The organism is Siphonobacter sp. SORGH_AS_1065, from assembly GCF_030818595.1.
GTDB lineage: Bacteria > Bacteroidota > Bacteroidia > Cytophagales > Spirosomataceae > Siphonobacter.
In genome coordinates this window covers 2,092,993-2,106,514 of record NZ_JAUTAM010000004.1, presented here as the reverse complement: position 1 = coordinate 2,106,514, position 13,522 = coordinate 2,092,993, and the positions used below count along the sequence as shown (strand labels likewise).

Below are 13,522 nucleotides of genomic sequence, written 5' to 3'. Positions count from 1 at the left end.
ATGGCATTCGATTATAAAACCGAACTCACCAAGATTCCTCATCAACCGGGCGTGTATCGGTACTTTGATGAGGAAGGAACCGTCATTTACGTCGGTAAAGCGAAAGATCTGAGAAATCGGGTGAGTAGTTACTTCCAGAATTCCCGCGATCATGACCGTAAAACCAAACGGCTGGTTTCGTACATCCGTAAGATCGAATTCACGATTGTTCCTACGGAATTTGATGCTCTATTACTCGAAAATTCACTGATTAAGCAATATCAGCCCCGCTTTAATATTCTTCTGCGGGATGATAAAATGTATCCGTTCATTTGCATCACCAATGAACGTTTTCCCCGCATCATTACCCTTCGCCGGGTTGATCGAAAATTGGGTACGTTTTTCGGCCCTTACGCTAACGTGAAGGCCATGCACAGTCTGCTGGATATGTTTGGACAACTCTACACCATTCGTACCTGTAGTTATGCCCTAACGCCCAGTAATATCGAAAACCGAAAATTTAAGGTTTGTCTGGAATACCATATCGGGCGTTGCAAAGGCCCTTGTGAAGGACTGGAAACGGAGGAAAATTACAACCGTAACATTGAGCAAATTAAACATATCCTGAAAGGTAACCTTCAGATTCCCAAGCAGTTTTTTCAGGAACAGATGGCTTCTGCTGCCGGTCGGCTTGATTTTGAGGAAGCTCAGGAGTGGAAAGAAAAGCTGGATCGAATTGAGAGTTTCCAGAGCCGTAGTACGGTTGTTAATCCAAACATCGGGAATGTCGATGTCTGTACGATTGTATCGGATGAAACTACGGCTTTTCTTAACTTCATGCGGGTAACCAATGGTTTTATTACCCTGACCCAAACAGTTGAAGTTAAGAAAAAACTCGACGAAACCGACGCTGATATTCTTACCATGTGGGCCTGGGAGTTACGCACGCAGTATCAATCCGAATCGAAAGAGATTATTTCCAATTTACCACTTACGATTGAGCTGAAAGGTATTACCAATACCGTCCCCCAAATCGGCGATAAGCGGAAGTTACTGGACGTTTCGCTGAAAAATGTATTATTCTTCCGAAAAGAAAAGAATGATCGTAAGGTAGCTGAAGACACGGCAGGTAACCCCAAAATGCGGGTATTAATGACGCTGAAAAATGATCTTCAGCTCAAGACAATTCCCCGCCACATCGAGTGTTTCGATAACTCGAACATTCAAGGCACAAACCCCGTTTCGGCAATGGTTTGTTTTATGGATGGCATGCCTTCCAAGAAAGATTACCGACATTTTATTCCCAAAACCGTTGAGGGCCCGAACGACTTTGCCACGATGAAGGAAGTAGTAGGACGGCGTTACCATCGTTTGCTGGAAGAAGAAGCCCCACTCCCCGATCTAATTATTGTCGATGGAGGCAAAGGACAGCTTTCGGCGGCCTGTGAAGCGTTAAAGGAGTTGAAACTATATGGTAAAGTTCCTATTGTGGGCATCGCTAAACGGCTGGAAGAAATTTATTTCCCGGAAGACTCTATTCCTTTATACATCGACAAACGCTCCGAAAGTCTGAAGCTAATTCAGCGACTGCGAGATGAAGCTCACCGTTTTGGTATTACGCACCACCGTGACCGTCGCAGCAAAACTTTCCTGGTAAGCGAGCTGGAGGATATTGAAGGTATTGGAAAAATCACGGCTACCAAGCTGCTTAAACACTTCAAAACCATCAAGGCTTTAAAAGAGGCGTCGTTTGAAGATATTGAGAAAGTAATGGGTAAGGATAAAGCCCAAAAAATCAAACATCATTTCGACACTATGAAAGCCTGATTTTTGACTAAACTTAAGATGTCGCCTAACGAGAAAGAGAAAGCTAGTAGACAGGGCTTTTCCTATGTTCCCGCAGTCGCTCGGCTCTAGCCGAGTGACCACCTAGCTCCAGGCCTCTGGCCGATAGGATGCAAATCCGAACTTGGTCAGAAAACAACCTTCAGTCAACAAAACATACTTACTACCCTCGGCCAGAGGCCTACCAGACTATAGTGTCAATCGGCTAAAGCTGAGCGACTGCGGGAGGGTGTCAACAATTGGATGTTAGACGAATGATGCCAGCGAAAAAGCTGGCATCGGCTAGGCTGAAGTATATGGATTTCTCCCTTTCATTCTTTCGCAGTCGCTCCGCTAGAACCAGCGACTGCAGGAGACTATGTAAGGTAGTAAAAGCCGTTTGACCCAAAAATTTGGTTTTGAAAGGGTAGAAAGATGAAAGCCATACAGAAGTAACAGAAAACCGCCTCTTCCCCAGACTCGATGAAGTCGCGTCTCTACTTGGGAACTTGTGAGGCAGGCGGCTTCATCACTTCATCAAGGATTTTGGTTTAAAACATAGAGACGAACTACGACCCCCTGGAGCGAGATTCCATTTCGTTCCTTCAATCAGGCAGATTCTTGCCTGCCTTTATACCCACAAGGTTGGCATCCATAGCGAAATTCCTTTGTGAACTTACTTGAACATGAGGGAGTCTTTACCGCTTCACAGCCGTCTCCTACCACAGAAGGCCTCTTTCTTCGTTCGAGATGACAGCGGAAGAAGTACCTTTACACCCTAAGAGCGAACCAGAATTGACATTAGTGTTCGACTTATAAATCTTAGAGAGCCCCAGAAAAGCCAGTTATGGAGTTACGCTCTACAACTGGCTTTTGTTAGTTTAGAAAAAAAGGCATAATCCCAGACTTATTAATCTCATTTCTGGAACTGACTTTTGTCATTAGTAAGCTCATGGAGCGGCTGTAGTTTTGTGTTATCAAACTGGTAATCAAAATGGTACGCACAGAACTCAATCATACAGCACAGGGTATTAATCTTAACCCTACTTCCCCCAGTCTCTGGAATCGTTTCATCGCTTTTTGCGATAGTCAGGAAGTCGAAAATCACTGGCTTTGGGCCGGAGCAACCGTAGCCATTCAGGGTTGTATCCTAACTCCTCTTTTACTTTGGACCATTAATCATTTCGGCCTCGGAGATGGTTATTTACTCGTCGCTGTTATTTCTATCTTCAGCGTAGTAGTGCCTAATCTTTCGGCTTTATCAACGAAAATTATACTGCCTATTTTTGCCACGAGTTTTCTTATTCACGTGGGCATCATTCTTAGTACTTTACTTACCCACGCTTAGTCTATTACACTTCACAACTCAGGCCACTTCTACCTGGAAGTGGCTTTTTTGTAGTAAACCAAAAGAGCCTTCACAAGGAAGGCTCTTTTGACTTGAAATGGTCTTTGGACTTAATTGCGTTGGCCACCACCTGGACGGTTTCCAGGAGTACCGCTGTTGTTTTGCGGGGTTCCTTGTGGCTGGCCACCGGGCATTCCACCCCCTTCATTTCCATCACCGCCTTTGATATCGTCGTTGTTCACACCACGGCCCTTGCGACGGGGTTGTTGGTTGAAGCTCATTTTACCGATGCGATAGCTAAACGTTACCCGAACACCCGTGTTGTAACGAATATTAAGGGTTTGTTGGGTAAATACGGGTGAGGTATAGCTGCTGCGAACCTTGAAACCACCGAAATTCAGGAAGTTCTCGAAACCAAAACCTAAGCTGGCTTTTTTGTCGTTGAATTCTTTCCGAATCCCCAGGTTATAGAAGGCCATTCCACCGCGGCTACCCTGCAAATCGATATCCCGGCCGCGAATAAAGCCGAAGCCCTGCATGGCCCAGTTGTTCTTCATCGTGAGTGAGACGTTGAAACGGCCCCCAATCACCATGCCCGAATTAGAAGTACTTAAGGTGGTATTACTGCCGTTACTCAGCATTTTATACTGCATGTCCAGGCTACCACCAATAGAGAATTTAGAGGTAAAGTTAATGTTTCCGAAGATGTTCAGGCCCACCGATTCTTCCCGACCAATGTTACTTGAAGTCGTTACAATCGCGTCGCTTGATACGTTTGTTAAGGCTGTGTTCAGGATATTACCGTAATCAGTTCCTGCAAAGATGGTCCGAATATCAGAGGCATTGGAACGAACAGAAGTAATGGAATTACCCGTGTATCGATAGAAACCGCTAAAGTTCAAATACGTTTTATTGATGGACGTACTCCAGGTCATTTCGTAGTTATCCGTCAATTCTGGTCGCAGATAAGGGTTACCCAGGCTGATGTTCAGCGGGTTCGCCAGATTTAGGTTAGGGTTCAGCGACTGAATACCCGGACGTTGCAGACGACGGTTATAGCCCCATTTCAACGTACTGTTTCCAAGCGTTTTAGACAGGTTGATACTAGGAACCAGATTGGAGTAATTTGGAATATTCAGAGCGTCAAAACCTGTACTGAAATTACCCGTAATGGAGGTATATTCATACCGGGCACCCGCTTTAAAATACCACTTATTGTTCGTTGAATATTGGTAGGTCGCATAACCCGCCGCTACGTTCTGATCATAATTCAACTGGTTGTTGGTCCGGCTAGTATCCGTACGGTAGGCTCCGTTTTCACCCTGAGCGATAAAATATTCGTAGTTACTCTGTACCTGACGCAGAATTGTTTTCGCTCCTACTTCAAACAACTGGTTTTTACCCGTAGGCATCTGGTAATCGATCTGAATTGTCGATTCCTGGTTGTAACTATCGTTGTCGTTTCTCTGACGCGTCCCTACCAGTCCTTCGGCATTAAGTGAATCCGCGATGTAATTATTAGTTCGGTTGTTACGGCTAAACTGTCCCGAAATACTCAGCTCTTGTTGAGGCTTGAAGATTTTGGTATAGTCTATGTTCGCATCCAGGGTTCCCGATTCATCCTTTGAATCAATTTCCCGGCGGTTGGTCGTTGCTAATACACCACCCCGATACACATTCGTCAGCAGATCCTGCGTGTTCCAGCCATTGCGAGTACCGAAACGGATATTACCAGTCAGCGATGAATTTTTAGAAATATCATAATCCAGGCCTAAAGAGTAATTACCAAACAGGTTACGATCCAAGGTATTGGCCGTCTGACTCGTCAGCGTTTCTACGCCATTACGCGTAGCCGTCTGGTTATTTTCGTTTTTGCCTTTTATGTTATAATTCGAGCGGCCAAAGCCGTTCAGGGTAATTCCAAGCTTGCCTTTGCGGTAACTGCCATTCAGCCCTAAGTTAGCTCCCCGGTTACCCACACCTGAATCAATGTTGAGCGTTAAACCCTGTAAAGTATTTTTCTTGGTAATGATGTTGATGATCCCGCCCGAACCTTCTGCATCATATTTTGCCGAAGGAGAAGTAATCACTTCAACAGTCTTAATTAGGTCAGAAGGAATTTGCTTTAGGGCATCTCCAATGTTCTGAGCCATGATGGTCGAAGGCTTACCGTTGATAAGTACACGTACGTTCGAATTACCCCGTAACTGTACGTTACCATCCAGGTCAACGGATAGCATCGGTACTTTTCGAAGAATTTCCGTAGCATCGCTCCCCCGGGAGGTAATATCTTTTTCGGCATTATACACCAGACGATCCACTTTCTCCTCTACCAGTTCCCGCTGACCCGTTACGGTTACTTCCTGTAAAGTTCTCGTGGTGGGTGTTAACTTAACTACTCCCATATCCAGGTCTTTACCTCCTGCAACAGTTACATTATCAATCGTTTTTGAATTAAACCCGATGAAAGTAAAAACCAGTTTATAAGTACCGTCTGCCACGCGATTCAGGGTAAATTTCCCTTTATCATCCGCTACAGATCCGTCTATAGGCTTATTAGTAGCCTTGCTGTATAAGGCCACACTGGCGAATTCCACTGCACTGGTAACGGTCGAATCTACGATGAAACCCGTAATCTTGGCATTACCTTTAGGAGTCTGATCCTGAGCCGTTCCCGGAATAGCTTGAGGCTGTTGTCCCGGTTGTGGGGTTCCAGGAATCTGGGCAAACGCCGATCCTATGGAAAAAATGGAAAAGAGAAAAAATAGATACTTAATCATGGCTCGTTTAAAAAATAGGTTCATAGCTGTGCGTATCCAAATGGATAAGGTGTGGTTACTCTAACAGAAAATACTAGGAGGTTTACTCAGTTTATTAATCCAGTTGTGCCAGGATTATTCGTCCAAAAATGTTGATAACAATCTGATTACTGATGTAAACTCGACGAAAGGTTGTAGTTCATAGATCAACCTACGGGAGGCATTTTGGAGATTAAATCCTGATTATCAAGGATGAAATAAAAATAATATTGTACAAAAGGGAAGAGTCCCGCGACCAATTCATAGAAATCATCGTCATTTTTGAAAGCTCAATTTCAGACTAATATCTGAGTATTTTTACAGTTAATACATCTATGCCACCTCAATTAATCAGGCTAATTTTTCAGGTAACTAAAGAATGTAAATGATTTTCGTACGTTACTTTTTTCAAAGGACCTTATATGAAGCATTCTTACTGGTTTTTGCTCTTACTTCTGGGGAATGGAATCGCTCAGGCCCAACAACGGGCTCAGTATAGTCAGTATATGCTGAATGCTTTCGTGATTAACCCAGCCGTAAGTGGACTTGAAGATTTTATTGATGCCAAAGTGGGATATCGTAATCAGTGGAGCGGTTTGGAGGGAGCTCCCAAAACGTTTTATGCTACGGCTCACGGAGCCCTTGATAAGGCCGACCGAACCAGTTCCTTAGCCGTTCGCGGGCCTAATGGCAGGCCACTTCCCCGACCCCGGGTTTTTCGATCACAACCCGCCGCTCCGGGGCATCATGGCATTGGAGGGATGGTTCTTTACGATGAAATGGGCCCTACTTACCGTACTACGTTAACTATTAGTTATGCCCGTCATATTCCATTGAATAATCGAATCAAATTATCTGCTGGCCTGGGCACTGGCGTTACCCAGCATACCATTGATTTTGATCGCCTGCATCTGCTAGACCCTTCCGATCCCGTTTTACAATATGGGAAACAAAGTGTACTAATGCCTGATCTATCGGCTGGGGTATTGCTCTATGATCCTCATTTTTACGTGGGCCTGTCAGCAAGCCAGCTACTGTTCAAAAATATCCATTATCGTACTTCAGGTCAATCAGCCTATGAGTGGTTAGGCACCCTCTATAATCATTACTTTCTAACGGCGGGTTATCGCTTTGATGTTACTGAAGATTGGGCATTCCTACCCTCCCTATTAGTTAAGTCGGTTAGACCCGTTCCTCTTTCGTACGATGTTAATGCCAAGTTTTCCTATCAGGATCGGATTTGGGCCGGGCTTTCCTATCGCCACAAAGATGCCATTGTAGGTCTTGTTGGCGTTAATATTAACTATCAGATCAATCTGGGTTATTCGTATGACTTTACGATGTCAAATCTTCGAAATGTATCTCGGGGCACGCATGAAATAGTAATCGGGATTATGCTGAATAATCGTCAACGAATCATTTGTCCACGATTGTTCTAAAACGAGAAAACCCGCTTCATCGGCGGGTTTTCTCGTTTTACTTGATCTGCTGATTAATATTCCCACAGGTTGTGTTCCCACTCCATGAGTTTATATTCCAGTTGCTGAGCTTTCACCAGACCTTCTTTCTCACCACCATAAATCTGTGACAAGTAAGCGTTTTTAGAATTTGACTGCTTCAGAATTCGAGAAGAGAATAATCTCAGGTCGAATGCATCAGCCATGTTCAGGTGTCTGGCATTATTCTGGTTATTATACCAGATGAATTTGGTTGGATTGCTACGGAAGTACTGATCTACATCCCGATAACGGAACGTAGCAACTTCACGATCCAGACCCGTAGAAGTTTTAGCCGCTGGAATAATTAACGTAATGGACTTCATGTCATAGTACTGACGTGAACGACGTTTGTCAAATACGTAATCTTCTTTCAATTCCAGCACGGTGATGTCCGTTGGAAAGTATTCATAAGCCGAGTTATCATTCGCGAAAGAAGGCTGATCAAAACCGTTAGAGTCGGTTTTTGCAGGTGTACTACCACCCCAGCCATCATCTACACCCCCAGCGGGAGCCGCAGGCTTTTTAGCAGCAGCGGGTTGCTTTTTATTCGCAGCATCGCCCCAGCCATCGTCACCACCAGCCGGAGCAGGATCACCAAAACCGGCTGCTTTTTCCTCGTCTGAAAGTCCTGCACCGATCCCTTCCATTCTCAGGTTAGCCTGAAATTGTTCAGGAGTCAGCTCCGTAACTAATGAATCATTTTTATAGGCTTTCAATACACCCGCTTTCATTCCATCAATCAGGTAACGAGTTACCTCGTTGTTGGTTGAGAAAAAAGGCTGGTTTTGAATCTCTTGTAAGTCCATCCGACGCCAAAGCGTTGTTTTGAACATAATATCCTCATCATCAATCGGACGGAGAGATTCTGAGGTACGGTTACGTTCCGCCATTGAAGCCCGCTGGCTATTCATCGAAGCTCCTTGCCCCCCTCTTAATACTTGATTTTGCGTATTTGGAGCAGGCTGTAAATTGGCCGGAGGGGCTTGCTCTGGCATAGGGGTAGGCTCTTGAGCATAGGTCGCCCCTGCCACCACCAGTGACAGCATCAGACCCCCAATTCCTTTCAATTTTGTCATGGCAACGTGAATTTTACGCCGTTAGTTTAATGGAACAGTAATAGGTTCGTTAATCGCTGTAGTCGAAACTTTACCCTGGAAATTCTGACGTTGATAGCCTTTTACTTCAATCACGTAACGATCTCCGGGTTGAGCCGTTGCAGCCAGAGAAGCAATGTTACCCTGACCCACAGGACCAGCTACTCGCTTCGAACCACGGGCTAAGGAAATTTGAACATCACTTACCCGGAATTTAGCATCTTCAGGATTAGAAGCAGCAAAATCTTCATCCGCAATGGCTCTTACTTCCAGTACACGTAACTGGCTGGCTCCAATGCCCTTACGAACATCTAGCTTCGCTCCATTACCAAACGGAACTAACTGAGGAGCTGGTACACGACGAACATTAAATTTTTCAGTACCTAAGGTATTACCCATGTTTACTACGTTCAGACTTACCTGACGACTGTTCGGAACAATGGTAACTTTTCCTTGTCCGCCCGCAATGGTTTCCGCTCCTTGTGCATTAAAGGATGGATTCCACATGGCTCCCATTTGAGGGCTTACAAATTGCAAACGGTTTGCACAACCCAGATACAGAGGAGGTAATGAAGCCGATTGAATGCTGTAAGAAGGTTTCGCTACAAAATATTCACCCGTAACCGTGAAGGTTTTCATCGCACCCGTTGGATCAGGATAGTTAACCGTAGCTGTGTACGATTTCTTGGCTAATCCATCAGGACCATAAGCACCGCCCTGAGCCGTAAACTGAATCTGACCGCGACCATCTTTCATGGGTACCGCCGCTCCGTTAAAGCTCATGCGAGGAGTAATGGCTGAAGAAGTAGCAGCTACGTACATTTCAGCTTCGTACTTCATACCTGCCACAACCGTACTGGACTTAGCAGAGATAACTGGGAAAATCTTATCAAACTTGATTTCTTTCAAACCCACTTTCGCAGCTAACTGGTCCAGAACCGTATTCTCGTAACGTAATACTTCAGACTGTTTCTGGCTTAATACCGCCAAAGCCGCAGGAACTGGGGTTTGAGCGAAATTCAACTCAGCAAAATCCTTATTCCGTTGCTCAGAGCTTTTGCTGGTAATAGGATCATCTTTGGCATCCAGAGCTAAAGGTCCAAACTGTGTTCCTTTATCAGCATAAGCCTGAAGATCTGTTACGTACTTGTTAAGTTTATTTTTCAACTCGTACGCCTTACCATCTTCGTTTGTTCCTACCATTAGGATAGCAACTTTGTCTTCTTCTTTAGGGTTAACTAAATTTCCCTGGTTGTCATATCCGCCGCCCGCTTCAATCAGTTGCATTTTCAAGGCGTCCAGATCATTATAAATGGCAGAAGAAATTTTGCGAACCGCGTCTGCTTTTGCCATCACATCGGCATAAAGGCTTCCGCTTTCTGCTGCTTTATCCTTAATGCCCTTAACTGATTGTTGATTCGTAGCACTAGCGGTACTATTGGCGGACTCCAGACTTCGGTTTAACAAAACGAATTTGTCAATTAAAGCCGAACTTACCTGCAAAGCCAGCATTGCCGTTAGTACCAGGTACATCATCCCGATCATTCGCTGCCGGGGTGTTTCTTTGGCACCTGCCATATTCCTTATTTAGTTTTTCAGTGTCAGAAAAAATGAGCATCAGTGTAGGAGAATCACTGACTATTGTACGCCTTTCATGGCCGACAACATACCGCCATAAATATTATTCAGCGACTGTAAATTGTTGGTCAGACGGCCCATTTCATTCTTGAATTGCTGGGCATCTTTAGAAGCTTCCTGCATATTATCCATAGCTGAAGCCAGGTTACCGTAGAAAGCATTCATTGCTTTCAGGTGTTTCTGAGTATCCTGTAATTCAAGCTCATATACTGCATTCAAAGCACCCATTGTCTGCGTGATTTGCTGGAATTTCACGCGGTATTCTTTAGCATCCATGGTTGCTGAAGCCATATCAGACATAGCCGTTACAGCTGTTCCGTAAGACTTGTTCATTTCCTGTAATGAACCCGCAGCAATCTTCACGTTTTTCGCGTATTCGTTAGTAGCTACCGTAGCATCGGTTAACTGACCAATTTTACCAACGGTGTCCGTCAGGCTGCGTAAGCCTGTACCTAAGTTATTAAATACGTCCGGCGTCACTTTCGCGTTTGCCAGCATGTCATCCATTTTTGACATCAATCCCAGGTTAGGAGAAACGGCTACGGGAGCAGCAGCACTACGCGTAGGTAATTCGCCTTTATAGTTGTCATCTAATTCAGGATATACTTTTTCCCACTGATACGAGTTGTCGGGGGCAACAAATTGCTGAAAAGCGAAGAGGAAGAAGATAACAGCTTCAGTACCCATTCCGATGGTCAGCATCGTATCGGCACCTTCACGGTGTTGGATTTTAAAAAGGGCCCCCAGAATTACAACAGCGGCCCCAACGCTATAAATTACTGGAAGAATTTTGTCGAAGAAGACGCTACGTTTCGCCGCCATGAGTAAATAAAAAGGTTTAAACGTGAAAAGGACTGGATTAAATCTTAAAAAAACAGCTCTTTTTAAGAGGTGGTAAAGGGATAGCGGTTTTAAACGCATAGAAAAGCATCTATCTCAAGAAACTATGAAATAGATGCTTTTATGAAATTCTAACGGAATTCTCTTCCTGAAGACATACCCAGGTGTTGCATCACACAACGGAAGCCAATGTAAGAGCGACGAGCATCTTTATACTCCCAGCTACGGGTACCCGTTTCAAGGAAGTAAGCTACGTCTTTCCATGAACCGCCGCGAATTACTTTGCGAGGCTCGTCATCGTTGATATTATCGGAGTTCAAATCCCAGGTAACTACGGCAGCGTTATCAGCCCAGGCATCCAGACACCATTCAGCTACGTTACCAGCCATGTTATACAATCCATATTCATTAGGGTTGTACATGTTAGCAGGAGCAGTATAAGCATAACCATCCGCGTCGTAGTTACCACGCTGTGGTTTGAAGTTGGCCAACATACAACCTTTGCCATTGGCTACATAAGGATTACCCCAAGGATACTTGGCACCAGCCTTACCACCGCGGGCAGCCCATTCCCACTGAGATTCCGTAGGTAACTCAAACCGAGGCATGGCAGCCTGATTTTCATTGGCCCGGTAATCGTTCAGTACTGAGGTACGCCAGCGGCAAAAGTCACGAGCGGCATCCCAGCTTACGCCAACCACCGGATAACGGTCAAATGCAGGACTAGAGTAATAATACTCCGTCATGGGGTCACCATTGTGGTAGGTAAAGTCTTTTTTCCATACGGTGGTATCTGGATATACCTTACTCATGATATATTCTTCTCCAAGCACCGAAACAGAATCCGTCAACATTGCATTTACATACTGACGGTATTCGTTATTGGTAATCTCCGTATCATCCATGAAAAACTGGCTGATTGTTACCCGCTTGTTAAAGTTCACCTGAGCGGTAGCAACATCTTCATCCGCCTGTCCCATCAGATAAGAACCCGATGGAATCAATACCATTCCATAAGGGGTCGGTTGTTTCCAGCCTTTTCGGGCATCGGCAACAATTTCTCCATTGTAGACACCAACATCTCCTTTGCGACTGCCTTTTCCACCTTTTCCTCCATTGCTAGCATTGTTGCCTTTTTTACCGCAACTCTGCATGATCAACATTGGGAAGAGAATCAAAAGACTCCAAATGAGGCGTTTACTCATATACCGCTCATTCATAATCATATAGTTGTTTTTCTTATTCAATCGCTATTTGTGAATTATTACCAAATGGTTACGTTTACCAGAGACTACGATGCCGCAAAAAAACGATAAATACGCTGATATCGTATTTAACTTAGCTGGCAAAAATAAAAAATTTATTTCTGGTGCTTTCTTCCGTTCGCTAAACTTACGTTAATCCACAGGGTTGGCGTTTTCAGAAAATTTGATTTTTATTCAAAATGCCCTACCCTGTAAATAGCCTGTCCTTACTCTTGAAGAAGTATAAACTTCATGTTGGATTAATGTTGGTCTTAAAAACGGAAACGTGGAGTCCGTACGGGAATTCTTTTGTTAGGCTTTGGTGCTGGTAAAGCATAACTCAATAATATGGAATAAGATCCGGGCGATTTTGCACTTACCCCCCCCAGAATAATATCGTAGGAGGCTCCCAGACGGAATCGATTCCAGTTTACTCCGGCAAAAACGGGAATACCGTCTCCCTGCCGCCAGCCTGCTCCTACCCACACGAAATTACGCCACATGGCTAACAACGAAGCTTCAATCGAAAACGTATTTATATCTGACTTTAAAATTGCAGCCGGATTTAATTCTACATCTTCGTTCACATAATACTTGTAACCTCCATTAATAAAAAAGGTTTTTTGAGCCTGATTAACGGCTCCTTCCTGACCAAAGGAATAACGAGCTCCGTTCAGGTGAATCATAGAAGCTCCGATGTAATACGTTGGTGTTGAATAATGTACCCCTGCCGCAACATCTGGATTGGATTCGTTAACTTTTCCGCTACCAATTAAAGGATCATTGGGATCGCGGGCTCTGAGTTTATCAAAATCAATGGATCGAATTAATAACCCACCCTGGGCTCCAAAAGCCAGCGTTCGTTCTCCTCCTAGGGGGATGCGGTATGCATAGGCCAACTGTACTTCTTGGTTTCGCTGCGGACCGGCCTGGTCATTGAATACATTCAGACCAACGGCTGACTTGATTCCTGGAAGTGGTAACTGAAATGAGAAAAGCTGGGTTGTAGGGGCTCCTCCATCATCGGAGAAACTGCTCTGATAACCCATATATTGCTGACGATGAATCAATTGAAAGCGAGTTACTCCTTCATAACCTACCGCCGCAGGATTAAAAAACGATTGGTTATACATGTACTGACTGAACTGAGGATCCTGTTGAGCCCTCAATGCACCAGAAGAAACCAAGAAGAGTACTATAATGAAGTATAGCGTTTTTTGCATGGCGAAACATTCACAATCATAAAACTATGAAACTA

At 44.5% G+C, this 13,522-nt stretch carries 9 protein-coding genes; 3 read left to right on the top strand and 6 right to left on the bottom strand.

Going from position 1 to position 13,522, the window contains the following annotated elements; translation table 11 throughout:
* Together uvrC and QE390_RS09445 are read left to right on the top strand one after the other, a co-directional pair.
* Positions 1 to 1,806, top strand: coding sequence for an excinuclease ABC subunit UvrC (gene uvrC / locus QE390_RS09450; RefSeq protein ID WP_106636724.1), 1,806 nt, complete (start codon positions 1 to 3; stop codon positions 1,804 to 1,806).
* A gap of 991 nt (positions 1,807 to 2,797) precedes the next feature.
* Positions 2,798 to 3,151 carry a hypothetical protein gene (locus tag QE390_RS09445; RefSeq protein ID WP_307141963.1) on the top strand — a complete coding sequence of 118 codons (354 nt, stop codon included), beginning with the start codon at positions 2,798 to 2,800 and terminating at the stop codon, positions 3,149 to 3,151.
* Positions 3,152 to 3,261: 110 nt separating this feature from the next.
* Here the strand turns inward: QE390_RS09445 and QE390_RS09440 are convergent, their stop codons facing one another.
* Positions 3,262 to 5,955, bottom strand: a complete 2,694-nt coding sequence (locus QE390_RS09440; protein ID WP_307141962.1) for a TonB-dependent receptor domain-containing protein — start codon at positions 5,953 to 5,955, stop codon at positions 3,262 to 3,264.
* Between the two features lie 416 nt (positions 5,956 to 6,371).
* Here QE390_RS09440 and QE390_RS09435 point away from each other — a divergent pair, with 416 nt between their 5' ends.
* Positions 6,372 to 7,388, top strand: a complete 1,017-nt coding sequence (locus QE390_RS09435; protein ID WP_307141961.1) for a type IX secretion system membrane protein PorP/SprF — start codon at positions 6,372 to 6,374, stop codon at positions 7,386 to 7,388.
* 53 nt (positions 7,389 to 7,441) lie between these two features.
* On the opposite strand, the gene gldN is transcribed toward QE390_RS09435, so the two are convergent.
* The 5 genes from gldN to QE390_RS09410 all read right to left on the bottom strand — a co-directional run bounded on the left by gldN (position 7,442) and on the right by QE390_RS09410 (position 13,487).
* Positions 7,442 to 8,524, bottom strand: a complete 1,083-nt coding sequence (gene gldN, locus QE390_RS09430) for a gliding motility protein GldN (protein ID WP_307141960.1) — start codon at positions 8,522 to 8,524, stop codon at positions 7,442 to 7,444.
* A 21-nt stretch (positions 8,525 to 8,545) separates the two neighbouring features.
* Complete coding sequence (gene gldM, locus QE390_RS09425) at positions 8,546 to 10,120, bottom strand: gliding motility protein GldM (RefSeq protein WP_106636720.1); 1,575 nt, start codon at positions 10,118 to 10,120, stop codon at positions 8,546 to 8,548.
* 60 nt (positions 10,121 to 10,180) lie between these two features.
* Positions 10,181 to 11,002 (bottom strand): gliding motility protein GldL, encoded by an 822-nt coding sequence (gene gldL / locus QE390_RS09420; RefSeq protein WP_106636719.1) that lies wholly within the window; start codon positions 11,000 to 11,002, stop codon positions 10,181 to 10,183.
* 149 nt (positions 11,003 to 11,151) lie between these two features.
* The gene (locus QE390_RS09415) at positions 11,152 to 12,225 is read right to left on the bottom strand and encodes an SUMF1/EgtB/PvdO family nonheme iron enzyme (protein ID WP_307141959.1); all 1,074 of its coding nucleotides are present in this window, start codon (positions 12,223 to 12,225) and stop codon (positions 11,152 to 11,154) included.
* A gap of 311 nt (positions 12,226 to 12,536) precedes the next feature.
* Positions 12,537 to 13,487: a type IX secretion system membrane protein PorP/SprF gene (locus tag QE390_RS09410; RefSeq protein ID WP_307141958.1), complete on the bottom strand. Its 951-nt coding sequence runs from the start codon at positions 13,485 to 13,487 to the stop codon at positions 12,537 to 12,539.
* Between the last annotated feature and the right edge of the window lie 35 nt (positions 13,488 to 13,522).